Raw genomic sequence first — 15,076 nt, 5'->3', positions numbered from 1 at the left:
AAAAGGGCGAGATTTTAGTGAGCCCCGATGGGATGGGCTATCTGGCGGGCCCGGTGCCGTCCCGGGCCCGGCGCAGAATGCTCCGCATGCATTCCCATGACCATTCCGAATGGCGGCACGACCACGTCTTCGACACCGGCAACGCCGCCGCTGAGCGCGGCGCGCGGGTGGTGATGTGGATCACCGCCGCCACCATGCTCATCGAGATCGCCGCGGGCTGGTTCTTCAACTCCATGGCCCTGCTGGCCGACGGCTTCCACATGAGCAGCCATGCCGTCGCTATCGGCCTCAGCGCCTATGCCTATGCCGCGGCGCGCCGCCATGCCCAGGACCCGCGCTACGCCTTCGGCACCTGGAAGATCGAGATCCTGGGCGGCTTCGCCAGCGCCATCTTCCTGCTCGTCGTCGTCGCGCTGATGGCCTATGGCTCCATCGAGCGCCTGTTCAAGCCCGAGCCCATCCACTACCCCGAGGCCATGACCATCGCAGTGCTGGGACTGCTCGTCAACCTGGTCTGTGCGCTGATCCTGGGCAAGGCGCATGACCATGGCCACCATCACGGGCATGACCACGGCCATTCACATGATCACGCCCATGGCCATCACCACGACCTCAACCTGAAGTCCGCCTATCTGCATGTCGTCGCCGACGCCGCGACCTCGGTGGCGGCCATCGCGGCCCTGGCCGGCGGCTGGTGGCTGGGCTGGGCCTGGCTGGACCCCGCCATGGGCCTGATCGGTGCCGTCATCGTGGCCGTCTGGGCCAAGGGCCTGGTCGGCGAGACGGCCAAGGTGCTGCTGGACCGCGAGATGGACCATCCCGTCGTCGACGAGATCCGCGCGGTCATCAAGGACAGCGGCGCGGCCGGCGAGACCGAGCTCACCGACCTGCATGTCTGGCGCGTCGGCCGTGCCAGCTATGCCTGCGCCCTCAGCCTGGTCACCCACGACGCCCACCTCACGCCCGGCCAGGTGCGCGACTGGCTGGCGGTTCATGAAGAGATCGCGCACGCCACCATCGAAATCCACCGCTGCCCCGAAACCCACTGATCCATGCCCGCTTCCAGCTACTCCAACCTGCCCGCCGACGCCGACATCGAACTGCGCAACCGCTGCACGCGCTGGCTCAACGGCCACCGTCCGCTCAAGTCCATGCGCGATTCGCTGCTCGCCTTGGCCGAGCTGCCCGAGGCCGCGCTGCCGCTGGACGTCTACGGCCAGGGCCAGGCCATCCAGGCGCTGGAGGCCGAGGTTGCGGCCCTGCTCGGCAAGCCGGCCGCGCGCTTCATGCACAAGGGCGTGGCGGCCCAGCTCGCGGCCCTGCGCGTGCATTGCGGGGAGGGCGACGGCCCGGTGGCCCTGCATCCGCAAAGCCATATCGCCATCGACGAGGCCGAGGCCTTCGAGAAGCTGATGGGCCTGCGCGGCCTGCGCATCGGCCGTACGGATCGGCCCAGCCGCATCGAGGAGGTGATGGCTGCGCCCGAGCAGCCTGCCGTCGTCACCGTGGAACTGCCGCTGCGCCGCGGCGGCTATGTGCTGCCCGAGTGGGACGACCTGGTTGCCCTCAGCCGATGGTGCCGTGAGCGCGGCGTGCCCCTGCACTTCGACGGCGCCCGCCTCTGGGAGGCCGCGGCCCATTACGGCCGCCCGCTGGCCGAGATCGCCGCGCTGGCAGATTCGGTCTATGTGTCCTTCTACAAGGGCCTGGGCGGCCTGGCCGGCTGCGTGCTGGCCGGCAGCGAGGCCTTCATCGCCCAGCTCGCCCCCTGGCAGACCCGCCTGGCCGGCAATCTCTTCACCGTCCATCCCTTCGTGCTGAGCGCCCTGCAGGGGCTGCGCGCCCAGTTGCCGCACGTGCCGGCCTACCGCGAGCGCGCGCGGGCGCTGGCGCCGCGCCTGGCCGCCGAGGCCGGCTGGCGCGTGGCGCCCGAACAGCCCCAGGTCAATGCCTTCCAGCTGCACCTGCCGGTGGCGCCCGAGCCGCTGCGCCAGGCCCTGCTGGAAGTGGCCCGGCGCGACGGCTTCTGGCTGGGCGCGCGGGCCGTGCCTTCCCACCTCATCGCCGGCGGCGCCATGGTGGAAGTCGTCATCGGCGACGCGGCCGAGGGCTGGAGCGACGCGGACGCCGTGGCGGCCTGGCGCGCCGCCGCCGCGCTGGCGGCCGGTTAGGGGCGGGCTGGCTGAGAATGGCTGTCCTACCGACCGAGGTCCCTGCCATGCAGACCACCCTGCCCAGTGCCGATGCCCTGCCGGTGGCCGCCGGGAGCGCGGGCGCATCGGCCGCAGCAGCGCCGGCCGAGGTCGACATCGGCGAACTGCTGGAGCCCCAGCTCGCGCGCCTGAAGCGCGAGTTCATCGAGGACCTTTGGCAGGGCATGGTCGTCGTCGCGCTGATCGGCGTGCCCGTCTCGGTGTCGCGCTCCGTGGTCAGCGGCTGGCTGCCGGTCTACACCTCGCATATCGTGCTGGCCCTGCTGGTGGGCGCCGTCTTCCTGCTGCGCCGCCGCCTGTCCTATCACTGGCTGTCGGGCCTCTTTCTGGCCCTGCTGTGGGCCGTCGGCCTGCCGGGCGTGCTGTCCTTCGGCCTTATCTCGGCCAGCACCTTCTGGCTGGTGCTGAGCTGCTTCGTGGCCAGCAACCTCTACTCCACGCGCGTGGGCCTCGCCTTCGCGGCGCTGGCGGGCCTGGCCATCCTGGTGGTCGGCGCCGGCTATGTCAGCGGGCGGCTCAACACCCTCATCCCCGAGGCCGTCTACCACCGCCAGATCAGCGCCTGGCTGACGCTGCTGGTGGCCACCGGCACCTTCCTCTTCCTGAGCCTGCGCTCCATCGGCATGCACCAGCGCGCCGTCGTCGACCTGATGAAGCAGATCCAGGCCAAGGGGCGCGAAGTCTCCGACCTCTACGACCGCGCGCCCTGCGGCTATCACTCGGTGGACGCCCAGGGCCGCCTGCTGCGCATCAACCAGACCGAGCTGGACTGGCTGGGCCTCACGGCCGACCAGGTGCTGGGCCGACCCTTCACCGACTTCCTCAGCGCCGCCGGCCAGCAGGGCTTTCGCGAGGCCTTCCCGCGCCTGCTGCAGACCGGGCAGCTGCAGGACGTCGAGACCGAGCTGCTGCGCGCCGACGGCAGCCTGCTGCCCGTGCTCGTCAGCGCCACCGCCATGCTCGACGAGCAGGGGCGCTTCCTGCGCAGCCGCACCACCGTCTTCGACAACACCGAGCGCAAGAAGCTGGAGCTACGCCTGGAACAGCAGGCCCGCACCGACGCCCTGACCAGCCTGAGCAACCGGCGCGACTTCCACGAACGCGCCCAGGCAGAGTTGGCGCGCTGCCGGCGCCTGGCCAAGCCCATGGCCCTGCTGATGATCGACATCGACCACTTCAAGCAGGTCAACGACCGCCATGGCCACGAGGTGGGCGACCTGGCCCTGCGCCAACTGGCCGACAGCTGCCGCCATGCGCTGCGCGAGATCGACCTGCCGGCCCGCCTGGGCGGCGAGGAGTTCGCCGCCCTGCTGACCGAGACCGCCCTGCCCGCCGCGCTGGACGTGGCCGAGAGGCTGCGCCAGCACATCGAGGCCCTGGTCATCGAACTGCGCTATGGCTCGCCGCTGCGGCTGACCGTCTCCATCGGCGTGGCCGAACTGACCGACGCCGACGCCAGCCACGAAGACCTGATGCGCCGCGCCGACCGGGCCCTCTATGCGGCCAAGGGCGAGGGGCGCAACCGCGTCGTCGCGGCGCGCTGATCAGGCCTCGCCGGGCCCGTTGACGAAGGCCGCCACGTCGTCCAGGGCCGGCGCCAGCCAGCGCAGCGGCGCGCCGAAGGCGGCGATCAGCGTCATGTGGCCGACGTGGTCATAGAACTTCACCGTCACCGGCACGCCGAGGGCCCGCAGCCGGGTCGCCAGGCCCTGGGTGTTGCGCTGCGGATTCACCAGCGAGTCGTCCCGCGCCGCGGCCAGGAAGCTGCGTGGCGCGGCCTTGCTGGCGTGTTCCAGCGGCTGGGTGCCGGGCGGGTAGTCGGGGTGGAAGAACACCGGCTGGGCGTCCGGGTTGGTCATGGGCAGGAAGTCGTAGGGCCCGGCCAGGCCGATGAAGCCGGCCAGCTCGCGCGGCGTGTGCCCGGTGGGCTTGAGCCAGCGCGCGTCCAGCGCCAGCATGGCGGCGTTGTAGGCACCGGCGCTGTGGCCCATGACGAAGACCCGCCGCGGGTTGCCGCCCAGGCTCTCGGCATGGCCCAGGCCCCAGGCCAGGGCCGCGGCGCTGTCGCGCAGGAAGTCGGGGTAGCGCACCTGCGGGTAGAGGCGGTAGTCGGCCACCAGCGTCAGGATGCCGCGCGAGGCCAGGGCCGCGCCGACGAAGGCGTAGTCGCTGCGCTTGCCGCGGTTCCAGGAGCCGCCGTAGAAGAACACCACCACCGGCCAGCCGCCGCGCGGTGCGGCACGCGCCGGGCGGTAGATGTCCAGCAGCTGGCGCGGCCCCGGGCCATAGGCCTGGTCCGTCGTCACCGTGTGGGTGTTGCCGGGCGTCAGTGCATTCAGTGTCGCCACCGGCGCGCAGGCGACGAGCACGGCCCCCAGCAGCAGGGCGGCGAGCAGGAAGAGGCTGGCTTTCAGCATGGGCATGGCCAGCCTACGTGGCCGCTGCCCGTCTGGATGCCGCTATCCGCCCGGAGCCGCCCAAAAGCAATCGGCCGCCCAGTCATGCTGTGGCGGCCGATCGAGGGCATGGCGCTGAAAGGCTCAGCGGCGTTGCTGGCCGCCGCCCGGCGCCTGGCGCGGTGCGCCCAGGTGACGGAAGGTGATGCGGCCCTTGCTCAGGTCATAGGGCGACATCTCCAGCGACACGTTGTCGCCGGCCAGGATGCGGATGTGATGCTTGCGCATCTTGCCGCCCGTGTAGGCAATGACCTTGTGGCCATTCGTCAACGTCACGCGAAACCGCGAATCAGGCAGGATTTCGTCGACGACGCCGTTCATTTCGATCAGTTCTTCCTTGGCCAAATCTGAAGCTCCGTGATGAGTTGATAAACGAGGGCGTGACCCGCCATCAGTGGCTGCTTGCCCAGGCGAGGCCTTCGGCCCGCGCGTAGTGCAAGGCAGCCTGCGGGCTGCTGAACTGCGGCGTGAAGCGCATGACGCGATCCACGCTGGCCATGCCGCGACCGGAGCGGATCGACACCAAAGCGTCGAAACCGCCGCCCAGACGGGCCTGGCTCATGGGGGAAACCAGAAAGCGTCCCACCTCGATGTTCTTTTTGTTGTTATTCATATTGTTCTTCTTGGGGTGGCTGCCGAGCCGGTTCGAGCCGGCTGCGGCAGGGGGCGCACTGGCGCCCCCGGTGCACGAATTACAGCGTGCGGATGTTGGAGGCTTGCGGGCCCTTGGCACCTTGGGTGGCCTCGAAAGAGACCTTGGCGCCTTCGGCCAGCGAACGGAAGCCGCCGCTGTTCTTGATTTCGCTGTGGTGGGCGAAGAGGTCCTTGCCGCCGTTGTCAGGCGTGATGAAGCCGAAGCCCTTGCCGTCGTCAAACCACTTCACAGTGCCGGTTTCGGTAGTCATGGTGTTTCCTTTGGAAATGTACAGATGGAAGAAATACTCCGCCGGCGTCATGCCGTGCAGAGACAGAAACACTCAAGAACACTCACCGGGGAGTTGCTGAAGCGAGCCGCTCGCAAGAAAGGCCAGGGGGTGGCCAGCGGGGCTGCAGATAAGACCTTGAGGAAACGGCCTTGTGCGAATCTATGACGCCGAATGTACCACGCCGCGGCAAAGCCCTTGCAGGACAGAGGCCAGCAAGTCTGCGTGAAGCGTCGTTAGGTCACGGTTGCGGGCCGTCGTAGCTCTCGACGATGACGATATCGGCCTCGGCGGCCGACCAGGCGGAGTGTGGCGCGCGCCGCCGATCCGTGCAGGGCCAAGGTTTTGTTACGCAGCCGCGGCGCGATCGGATGCCCGGATTGACCCGTCCTGTGTTTGGGCTTCACGCCGCCGTGCATCTGTTGCCGCCGCTGCGCGTAAAGCCTGCAGCGGCCCATCAAGGCTGAGGGCCGCGCTCGCTGCAGGCATGTCGTCGCGCCGCGAGACCCCACCAGGAGCACACCATCATGAGCCTGCACCGTCCGCGCCTCGCCTCGAGCGCGCCCCTGCTGACCGCCCTCTGCGCAGCCCTTGCCGGCCTCGCGCTGCCGCCCGCCCAGGCGTCCAGCCACCGCGAGGCCCCGTCCATTGCCGGCTCGCCGCGCGTCGACGGCACCGACTTCTACATGTTCCGCAGCTACGAGGCGGGCCGCAGCGGCTACGTCACGCTGATCGCCAACTACCTGCCGCTGCAGGATGCCTATGGCGGCCCCAACTATTTCAAGCTCGACCCCAATGCGCTGTACGAGATCCACATCGACAACAACGGCGATGCCCGGGAAGACATCACCTTCCAGTTCCAGTTCAGGAACGCCTTCAAGGCCACGGCCCTGCCCATCGGCAACCAGACCGTGGCCATCCCGCTGACCCAGTCGGGCCAGGTCACCTCGCCGAATGCCGCGGCACTGAACGTCAACGAGAAGTTCACGCTCAACATCGTGCGCGGTGACCGCCGCACCGGCGCCAGCAGCGCGGTGATGAACCCCAAGAACGGCACGGCCCTGTTCGACAAGCCGTCCGACAACATCGGCGTCAAGACCCTGCCCGGCTACGCCGGCTATGCCGCCCAGCACATCTACAACGTCGACATCCCCGGCTGCGGCGCCAGCCGCGTCTTCGTCGGCCAGCGCCAGGAGGGCTTCGCGGTCAATCTCGGCCCCATCTTCGACCTCGTCAACGCGCCCGTCGGCGTCATCACCGACCCCAGCCTGATCAACGCCGCGGCCGCCAACTCCATCCAGGACAAGAACGTCACCTCGCTGGCCCTGGAAGTGCCGATCGGCTGCCTCACGCAGGGCGGCGAGACCACCATAGGCGGCTGGACGACGGCCAGCGTGCGCCAGAGCCAGCTCGTCAACGCCACGCCGCCCAGCGGCTACAACACGTCCACCACGACCGGCGGCGCCTGGGTGCAGGTCTCGCGCCTGGGCATGCCCCTGGTCAACGAGGTCGTCATCGGCCTGCCCGACAAGGACAAGTTCAACGCCTCGATGCCGTCCAAGGATGGGCAGTTCGCCACCTATGTGACGAATCCGACCCTGCCGGCCCTACTGGAGATTGCGCTGGGCCTGCCCGGCATCGCCCCCACCAACCTGCCGCGCGGCGACCTCGTCACCACCTTCCTGACCGGCATCCCCGGCGTCAACCAGCCCGCGGGCGTCGTGCCCGCGGAGATGCTGCGCCTGAACACGGCCATCGCGCCGACGCCCTTCGCCCAGCAGCAGCGACTGGGCATCGTCGGCAGCCTGCTGAACGGCGCCAGCGACTTTGCCGGCTACCCCAACGGCCGCCGCCCCAAGGACGACATCGTCGACATCTCCCTCGTCGCCGTCATGGGCGGCCTGTGCATGGCCAATGGCAACGGCAATGCGCTGGGCTTCGGGCTGGACTGCAACCCCAGCAAGGTGCCGCTGGGCGCCACGGCCTTCAAGCTGCACGACGCCGTCGACCAGGCCGTGGTGCCCTTCCTGCCCGGCTTCCCCTACCTCAACACCCCCCGCCCCGGTTCCTACTGAGCGGCATGCAAGGACACCCCATCATGAAACTCCGACTCCTCGTCGCCACGCTGGCCCTGCTCGCCCTCGGTGAGAGCGCCCAGGCCGGCCTGCTGCGCTTCGACAACCCCGACCCCATCGCCATCGACCCCGGCAACGTCGCCACCTACACCGAAGCCGGCTTCGCACTGAGCAGCCAGGCGGCCGACTTCCTGCTGCTGGACAACGGCGCCGGCGACGGCATGCTGGTGGGCGGCTTCTTCGGCGCCGGCCCCGTCACGCTGCGTGCGGCCGCTGGCGGCCTGTTCTCGCTGCTGAGCCTGGACTTCGGCTACTTCGACCTCGGTGACCCGCCGGGCCTGCTGGCCATCACCGGCCTGCTCAACGGCCAGCAGGTGGCCCTGCAGACCCTCAGCCTCGGCGCCCTGGCCACGGTCCAGTTCGACAGCCAGTGGGCCAGCCTCAGCGAGGTCATGTTCAGCGCCAGTTCGGGCTTCCAGCTCGACAACATCGCCGCCGTGCCCGAGCCCGGTGGCCTGGCCTGGCTGGGCCTGGGCCTGACCGGGCTGCTGGCCCGCCGCCGCCCTCAGCCGTAGGCGTAGAACAGCGCCGCGAAGAAGTGGCAGACGCTGCCGCCCAGCACGAAGAGATGCCAGACGAAATGGGCGTAGCGCAGCCGGTTGTCGAGCAGGAAGACCACCGCGCCCAGCGTGTAGCTCAGGCCGCCGGCCACCAGCAGGGCCAGGCCGGGGCCGGGCATGCGTTCCACCAGCGGCCCGATGGCGAACACCACCACCCAGCCCATGGCCAGGTAGATCAGCGTGGACACCAGCGGGTGGCGCAGCCGGTTCAGCAGCTTGATGGTCACGCCGAAGGCCGCCGCGGCCCAAACCGTGATCAGCAGGGCCAGGCCCGGCCCTTCCCGGTGCAGCACGCCCAGCGTGAAGGGCGTGTAGCTGCCGGCGATGAAGACATAGATGGCCGCGTGGTCCAGCCGCACCAGCCAGGCCTTGACGCGGCCATTGGCCAGCGAGGCGGGCAGGGCGTGGTACAGCGTCGAGACGCCGTAGAGCAGGATCATCGTGGCCGCGAAGACGGCCGCCGCGGCCACGTCGGTGGCGGCGCCGTGGGTCATCGCGCGGGCCACGAGGATGGGCAGGGCGGCAATGGCCAGGGCGGCGCCCAGGCCGTGGCTGATGGCGTTGGCGATCTCTTCGCCCAGGGTCTGCGGGCGGTCGCCCGTGATCGGGAGGGTGGAACTCATGGCTACCTCTTACTGCTGTGAGGATATGCGACCAGCATGCCAGCGCCGCATGACGCTGCCGACCCAAGGTTTGAGGGGTTGCCGGTGGTATGAATGCCGGCCGACAAGCTAGGGGCCAGGGGAACAAAGGCGCCGCGTTCGCCACGAACGCTGTTGTCGGCGGGCGCCTGCCTGCAAAGGGAGTCCTCATGCATCCCCACACCTCTTCGGTCCGCACCGTCCTCCAGTGGATCAACGAATTCAAGCGCATCGACATCGCGCGTGAAATCCAGCTGGACGGGTCGACCAAGAACTACGTCATGGAGTTCGGGCCGATTGCCGACAAGTTGCGCGACGTGAAGACCGATTCGGTCGGCACGGCGCTGGGCAAGGTCGAGGAGATCGACAAGCAGCGCTGCGGCGAGCGTCTGGCCGACGACAAGACGCTGGAGAAATGGACCCAGTTCCTGGAGGCCAAGAAAGCCTTCAAGGGCCACAAGGCCTTTGACGAGGCCGCCGGGCTGGTGGAGCAGGCGCGCCTGGCCAAGGATCCGCGCGAAGCACAGAAGCATCTGGCCAGCGCACGCCAGAAGCTCTGGGACAACACCCCGGACAAGCTGGAGAAGACCGACATCCCCGGCGTGCCGTCGGGGCAGTCCGCGCGCAAGATCGATCCCGCGCAGGCCGTGAAGGCGCTCAAGCGCAAGGACCTGGAGTCCCTCATCGCCCGCAACGACACCTGGGGCAATTTCGATCCCGCCAAGGCGCTGGGCGACAAGGCGACGGAAGAGGATCTCAAGGTGCTGCTCAACATCATCGAGAGCGCCGTGGAGGCCGACCAGCAGGACGCCGCCTGGAAGGAGTACGAGGACAAGGTGAACCAGGTCATCGCCAAGCGCCCCGGCGCGCCGGTGGATGCCAAGGTCTACAAGGAAGTCATCCTCGGTGCCGGGGCCAGCGCGGCGTACTACATCGCCAGCAACTACGGCAAGTTCGACATGAAGAACACCATGATCCTCGGCAATCTCCAGCCCTGGGCCAAGGACCGCGGCAAGGACGGCAACGTCAACCATCCGCACAACCAGACCGACCCGCAGCAGAAGGGCAACAAGCCCATCGAGGACGACGAGAAGGGCCTGGCCGCGCGGGCCGAGCTCTCCAGGCGCATCGCCGAGGTCATCGCCAAGGTGCCGCACACCCAGTGCACCATCGAGAAGGTGCGCCGCTGCCAGGGCGACTTCTTCGAGATCGAGACCAAGGAGGAGGGCAGTTTCTACGCGAGCAAGGTCACCAATGCCATGGGCATCGGCAAGCAGAAGGAGCCGGATCTGGACCCGCCCGCAGGCCCGGAAACCAAGGCCCATATGCACGACATGGACAGCTTCAAGCAGAAGCTCGATGACGGTACCGCCATCAAGAAGGCCTATCCCAAGGTCAAGTCGGTGTGCGTGAGCGGCGGCAATGCGGCCATCGACGTCATCACCGCCATCATCCGCGACCAGGGCAAGAATCCGTCGGACGACAAGCTCGACATCCATTGGGTCGTGGGTGATACGGGCGCGCCCGCCTTTCTCAACGGCACCGACAACGCGCTGGCGGCCGAGGCCTTTCCGGATGGCAATCTCGTCGGCGGCGGGCCCCTCATCAAGAACAACATGAAGGTCTATCGCGGCCGCCTGACCGGCGCCTCGGGCGCTGGCCCTGTCCAGGTGATCGCCACCTACTCGGACCCGCCGAGAAGCAAGACCATGAAGACCCACAAGTTCACGGTGGACATGGTGGTCTACGGCACCGGCCCCGACTCCGAGGCCATGCAGAGGATGTTCGTCAATGAAAGCAGCGTCGGCAAGGACGAGCCCCTGACGCTGGAGCCCGTCATCGACAAGAGCCGGCACTACAACGTCCAGATCGAGGAGAAGAACCCGGTCGAGCTGATGAAGAAGCTGCAGGGCAAGCTGAAGGACGAGCAGGCCGCCACGGAACTGAAGGGCTTCCTGGAAGACCCCAGCTTGGAGAAGGTCGTCGACAACCTCAGGGACGTCATCGTGTCCGTGAAGTCGCAGGACAGCGAAGGAGCGAAGTCGACCATGCAGTTCGTCGGCGCCTCCGGCGCGCGGATGCAGACCAACAACGGCTCCCTCACACCCCTGTCGCCCCGGGACCCTGATGTGAGGCACGAGGCCATTGCCTCCCTGCCCGAGAACGTCGTCGGCAACGACCAGCTTACCGCCGCGCGCAGCCGCATCGAGGCCCAGTTCAATTCCCTGCCCACCAGCTCCGACGACGATGTGCCTCTCGTCGCCGTCGAGGGCGGGATCAACTTCATCACCAGCAACCAGACCGTCATCCGGGTCCACATCGCCGAGTGCTACCCCAAGATCCCGCCGGGCCTGGGCGACTACGTCACCGGGCAGATCATCTTCGAGCGCAGCCAGCGCACCGAGAAGGGCAAGACGCCGAAGGCGTCCGTTCCCATCCCCACGCCCACCGAGGGCGACACCTGGATGGAGAACCTCAGCCTCAAGCAGCAAAAGGACTTCCAGAACAGGTGGACCAAGCGGCTGCAGGACATCAGCGCGCGCATCAGCTAGGCCCCGGCCGGGCCGTGCACCCGGCGCGGCGGCTTGACCCGCATCAAGCACCGCGCGGCCGCGGCGGCGCATGCTGGTCGCGCCATCGATGGAGGTCGCCGCATGAAGCCGCTCGCAATCGTCCTGTTTCCCTGCCTGGCGATGGCCTTGGCCGGCTGTGCCGCGCCCGCGCCGCGCGGCCACGGCGCCCCTGCCGCGGCCGAGGCCGGCAAGTCGGGCGGCATGGGTGGCATGGGCGGCATGATGGACGAGATGTGCAAGCGCCACGCCGCCGAGCCCGACCGCGCCGCCAGCGCCCCCGACAGCATGATGGACAAGCACTGCAAGGCCCGGGCGGAGGCGCCCGGCGGCGCGGCGTCGCACGTGCACTGAAGGCACGCGGCGAGGTCGTTCACTACACTGCGCGCCTCCCGACGACATCGCCCCGCTGCCGTGATCGACGACGCCCTGCTGGCCAAAATCAACCACAACTGCGACGTCGTGCTGTCCAGCGGCAGCGCGGCGGCGGTGCCCAGCCTGTGCTGGGGCATGGCCGGCCGCCTGCTCGACGACCGCCGCACCGTGGAGGCCTGGGTGCGCGAAGACCAGGCCCGCCAGTTCCTCGCCGACGTGCGCGCCACCGGCAAGGTGGCGGCCGTGTTCAGCGAGCCCTATACCAACGTGGCCGTGCAGCTCAAGGGCGGCGGCGCCAGCGTGCGTGCCGCCACCCGCGACGACGAGGCCTTCCTGCGCCACCATGTCGGCAACATCGTGCGCGAACTGGCCCGCATCAACATCCCCGAGCACTTCGCGCGCAACTTCTTCGAGCAGCCCTGGTCGGCGCTGGCCGTCGTGAGGTTCAAGGCCGCCGCCGTCTTCGTGCAGACGCCGGGGCCGCGCGCCGGCCAGCCGCTGGGCCCCTCCGCACCCGAGGCCGGCCATGCGGCTTGACCAGATCCGCGCGGCGCTGGAGGGCGCCATCCCCGCCACCATGGCCACCTGCGCGCCCGACGGCGAACCCAACGTCGCCTTCCTGTCCCAGGTCCATTACGTGGACGGCGAGCATGTCGCCCTGTCCTACCAGTTCTTCAACAAGACGCGCCGCAACATCCTCGCCAACCCGCAGGGCCAGCTCAGCGTCATCGACCCCTTCACCGGCCGGCTCTACCGCATGCGGCTGCGCTATCTGCGCACCGAGTCCGAAGGCGCGCTGTTCGAGCGCATGAAGGCCCACCTCGAAGGCATCGCCTCGCACACCGGCATGGCCGGCGTGTTCCGGCTGCTGGGCTCCGACATCTACCGCGTCGAGGAGCTCGAGGTCCTGCCCGGCAACACGGTGCTGCCGGCTGCGCCCTCGCTGCAGCCGCTGGCCGCGCTGCGCAGCATGTGCGAGAAGGTGGCCGCCCCCAGCGTCGTCAGCGACTTCGGCGCCCTGGTCGACGCGGCGCTGGACAGCCTCGTGGCCGACCTGCAGTTGCGCCATGCCATCTTCCTCGTCATGGACGAGCAGGGCCGGCGCCTCTACACCGTGGGCAGCCGCGGCTACGCCAACTCGGGCATAGGCTCCGAGATAGCGCTGGGCGAGGGCGTCATCGGCGTCTGCGCCCAGGCGCGCACGCCCATCCGCATCAGCTGGCTGACCCAGGCCTACCGCTACAGCCATGCCATGCGCGAGGTGGTGCGGCTGGAGGGCTCGCCTGCGGAGCTGTCCATCGCCATCCCCTACCCGGGCCTGGCCGACCCGCACAGCCAGCTCGGCGTGCCTTTGCTGCACGGCGGGCGCGTGCTGGGCGTGCTGCTTGTCGAGAGCGAGCAGGACCTGCACTTCACCTACGACCACGAGGACGCCCTGGTCGCCTTCGCCCATCTCGTGGCGGCCACCATGCGCACGCTGGGCGACAGCGCCGCCGTGCCGGCCGAAGCCGCGGCCGAAACCCGCCCGGCCGAACTCGACTGCCCCTTCGGCGGCGCGCCGCAGGAGCCGCTGCAGCTGCGCTATCACGCCGCCTCGCACAGCGTCTTCTGCAACCAGGACTACGTCATCAAGGGCGTGGCCGGCGCCATCCTGTGGCGGCTGCTCAGCGAGTACGCCGCCAGCGGCCGCACCGAGTTCAGCAACCGCGAGATCCGGCTGGACCCCGCCATCAAGCTGCCCGACGTCGTCGACAACCTCGAGGCCCGCCTCATCCTGCTGCGCCGGCGCCTGGACGAGCAGAAGCTCGGCATCGCCCTGCACAAGAGCGGCCGCGGCCGGCTCAAGCTGCAGGTCTGCGGCGAACTCCAGCTCACGCAGCTCTGAGCTTCGCTCCCGTGCCGCGCCACACATTGGTGGCGAAGCACAGCACCGCCACGCCCACCGTCGCCGAGCCCAGGCCGATCAGTGGCTCCACCGCCGGGTTGCCGCGCATCAGGGCGGCCAGGGCCGACAGCATCACCGGCAGGGCGCACTGGTGCAGCCAGAACTGCACGGCCACCAGCCGGGCGCTCAGCGTGTCGGCCAGGTGCTGCACCACCAGGCCGAAGCCCAGCATGCTGGCCCAGCCCAGCAGATTGATGTGGGCATGCACCGAGCGCAGCGAGAAGTCGTGCGTGGCGCCCATGTAGTTGCCCAGGGCCACGCCGGTGACGAGGTAGAGGGCGGCCATGCGCAGCCACCAGGCGCTGTAGCGTTTGTTGGTGTTCATCGCCGGCTCCTTCAAGCGGCCAGCCCGGGTGCGACCGGGATGCCCAGGCCGCGTGCCAGCGCGCCCCAGTCGTCGTCGTTGAGCCGCTCGCGCGCCAGGGCCAGCACCACGCCGAAGACCGGCGCCGGCGCATTCGCCTTCATGCCGGCCAGCAGGCCCAGACGCTCGGCCGGCGCCAGGGCCGGCAGCATCCAGCGCAGCGACATCGTCATCTAGGCCGGCGTCAGCGAGGCGAGGAGCCGGCCGTGGATGGCCAGGATGCCGGCGTCGTCCAGATGCGCCCACAGCACCGCGTTGTGCTCGGTCTCTTCCAGATGCATATGGGCCAGGTTGTGGGCCGCGAACAGGCTCACCGCGTGGTACAGCGCATGGCAGGCCGCGGGGCGGTCCTCGGGTGCACAGCCGGGCAGGGCACGGGCGTGGGTGCGCAGGGCCTCGATGTCGCGCTCATGCTCGACATGCTCGGTCGCGATGCGCTGGCTGGTGCCGGGCTGGGCGCGTTCCAGCGCCGGGTGCACGAAGGCGTTCTCGTGCTCCAGGTGGGACACGCAGAAGTCGGCGGCGGCCTCGACCTTGTCGACGAGCTGCCGCACCGAGGCCGGGTCGTGCGGGTCGACGCGGCCGGCGCTGCTGACCAGGTCGACCAGCATCAGGCGCGCGCCCTTGTGGATGCCGGCGTAGATGTCGAAGCGCGGCGCCGTGGCCGTGCCGCGCACGGCGAGGATTTCTTGCAGTGAGGTGTGCATCCTGGATTCCCTGTGGGGTGCGGTGAAGAGGTCGGTCGCTTGTTCTCGTCGACCGTGCAGCCACTGTAGGAATCGGGGCGGCGGCGCGCCGCTAAATGCGTGCTACCGGAACCTTAAGAGTTTGCTAAGTTGTTGTGGTGGTTGGTATTTTTGCCATTCAAGCCGTGCCGGAGGTCATGCTCCGGAG

The 15,076-nt window shown here is 69.0% G+C and carries 17 protein-coding genes; 9 read left to right on the top strand and 8 right to left on the bottom strand.

The genetic code is table 11. The annotated features are described in order from the left end of the window. The first annotated feature begins 86 nt into the window (after positions 1-86). From dmeF to J2X20_RS27610, 3 genes are read left to right on the top strand one after another with little or no spacing between them, the layout of a single operon-like run. Positions 87-1,049 (top strand): CDF family Co(II)/Ni(II) efflux transporter DmeF, encoded by a 963-nt coding sequence (dmeF, locus tag J2X20_RS27620; protein WP_310272645.1) that lies wholly within the window; start codon positions 87-89, stop codon positions 1,047-1,049. A 3-nt stretch (positions 1,050-1,052) separates the two neighbouring features. Continuing rightward, complete coding sequence (locus tag J2X20_RS27615; RefSeq protein ID WP_310272643.1) at positions 1,053-2,171, top strand: threonine aldolase family protein; 1,119 nt, start codon at positions 1,053-1,055, stop codon at positions 2,169-2,171. Between the two features lie 47 nt (positions 2,172-2,218). After that, entirely contained in the window at positions 2,219-3,757 is a 1,539-nt protein-coding gene (locus J2X20_RS27610) for a GGDEF domain-containing protein (RefSeq protein WP_310272642.1), read from the top strand. Here the strand turns inward: J2X20_RS27610 and J2X20_RS27605 are convergent, their stop codons facing one another. From J2X20_RS27605 to J2X20_RS27590, 4 genes are all read right to left on the bottom strand, one after another. Continuing rightward, complete coding sequence (locus tag J2X20_RS27605) at positions 3,758-4,636, bottom strand: alpha/beta hydrolase (RefSeq protein ID WP_310272641.1); 879 nt, start codon at positions 4,634-4,636, stop codon at positions 3,758-3,760. A 117-nt stretch (positions 4,637-4,753) separates the two neighbouring features. Continuing rightward, a complete protein-coding gene (infA, locus tag J2X20_RS27600) occupies positions 4,754-5,014 on the bottom strand; it encodes a translation initiation factor IF-1 (protein WP_310272639.1) in 261 nt (86 codons plus the stop codon). A gap of 46 nt (positions 5,015-5,060) precedes the next feature. Continuing rightward, positions 5,061-5,282: a hypothetical protein gene (locus J2X20_RS27595; RefSeq protein ID WP_310272637.1), complete on the bottom strand. Its 222-nt coding sequence runs from the start codon at positions 5,280-5,282 to the stop codon at positions 5,061-5,063. A 79-nt stretch (positions 5,283-5,361) separates the two neighbouring features. Further along, positions 5,362-5,574, bottom strand: coding sequence for a cold-shock protein (locus tag J2X20_RS27590; RefSeq protein ID WP_310272636.1), 213 nt, complete (start codon positions 5,572-5,574; stop codon positions 5,362-5,364). Positions 5,575-6,119: 545 nt separating this feature from the next. Between J2X20_RS27590 and J2X20_RS27585 the strand changes: the two genes are divergently transcribed. Continuing rightward, positions 6,120-7,667, top strand: a complete 1,548-nt coding sequence (locus J2X20_RS27585) for a DUF4331 domain-containing protein (RefSeq protein ID WP_310272634.1) — start codon at positions 6,120-6,122, stop codon at positions 7,665-7,667. A gap of 23 nt (positions 7,668-7,690) precedes the next feature. Then, entirely contained in the window at positions 7,691-8,242 is a 552-nt protein-coding gene (locus J2X20_RS27580) for a PEP-CTERM sorting domain-containing protein (RefSeq protein ID WP_310272631.1), read from the top strand. Here J2X20_RS27580 and trhA read toward each other — a convergent pair. Next, positions 8,233-8,910, bottom strand: a complete 678-nt coding sequence (gene trhA / locus J2X20_RS27575) for a PAQR family membrane homeostasis protein TrhA (RefSeq protein WP_310272629.1) — start codon at positions 8,908-8,910, stop codon at positions 8,233-8,235. The two genes, J2X20_RS27580 and trhA, sit on opposite strands and share 10 nt — an antisense overlap. Positions 8,911-9,098: 188 nt before the next feature. Here trhA and J2X20_RS27570 point away from each other — a divergent pair, with 188 nt between their 5' ends. From J2X20_RS27570 to J2X20_RS27555, 4 genes are all read left to right on the top strand, one after another. Continuing rightward, positions 9,099-11,480, top strand: a complete 2,382-nt coding sequence (locus J2X20_RS27570) for a hypothetical protein (protein ID WP_310272627.1) — start codon at positions 9,099-9,101, stop codon at positions 11,478-11,480. A gap of 102 nt (positions 11,481-11,582) precedes the next feature. After that, on the top strand, positions 11,583-11,852 hold the full coding sequence (locus J2X20_RS27565) for a hypothetical protein (protein WP_310272625.1): 270 nt from the start codon (positions 11,583-11,585) through the stop codon (positions 11,850-11,852). Positions 11,853-11,912: 60 nt separating this feature from the next. Beyond that, positions 11,913-12,410, top strand: coding sequence for a hypothetical protein (locus J2X20_RS27560; RefSeq protein ID WP_310272623.1), 498 nt, complete (start codon positions 11,913-11,915; stop codon positions 12,408-12,410). Next, complete coding sequence (locus J2X20_RS27555) at positions 12,400-13,758, top strand: GAF domain-containing protein (RefSeq protein ID WP_310272621.1); 1,359 nt, start codon at positions 12,400-12,402, stop codon at positions 13,756-13,758. Before J2X20_RS27560 ends, J2X20_RS27555 begins: the two co-directional genes overlap by 11 nt. Here J2X20_RS27555 and J2X20_RS27550 read toward each other — a convergent pair. Genes J2X20_RS27550 through J2X20_RS27540 form a run of 3 tightly spaced genes read right to left on the bottom strand, consistent with a single transcriptional unit; the run spans position 13,745 to position 14,889 of the window. Next, positions 13,745-14,143, bottom strand: coding sequence for a hypothetical protein (locus J2X20_RS27550; RefSeq protein ID WP_310272619.1), 399 nt, complete (start codon positions 14,141-14,143; stop codon positions 13,745-13,747). The two genes, J2X20_RS27555 and J2X20_RS27550, sit on opposite strands and share 14 nt — an antisense overlap. 11 nt (positions 14,144-14,154) lie before the next feature. Beyond that, positions 14,155-14,355, bottom strand: coding sequence for a hypothetical protein (locus tag J2X20_RS27545; RefSeq protein ID WP_310272617.1), 201 nt, complete (start codon positions 14,353-14,355; stop codon positions 14,155-14,157). Then, the gene (locus tag J2X20_RS27540) at positions 14,356-14,889 is read right to left on the bottom strand and encodes a hemerythrin domain-containing protein (RefSeq protein ID WP_310272615.1); all 534 of its coding nucleotides are present in this window, start codon (positions 14,887-14,889) and stop codon (positions 14,356-14,358) included. It abuts the gene before it with no gap. Positions 14,890-15,076 lie beyond the last annotated feature (187 nt).

The organism is Roseateles saccharophilus, from assembly GCF_031458095.1.
Lineage (GTDB): Bacteria > Pseudomonadota > Gammaproteobacteria > Burkholderiales > Burkholderiaceae_C > Pelomonas > Pelomonas saccharophila_A.
Note: the sequence above shows the minus strand (reverse complement) of the source record. Positions and strands in the feature narration are given on the sequence as shown.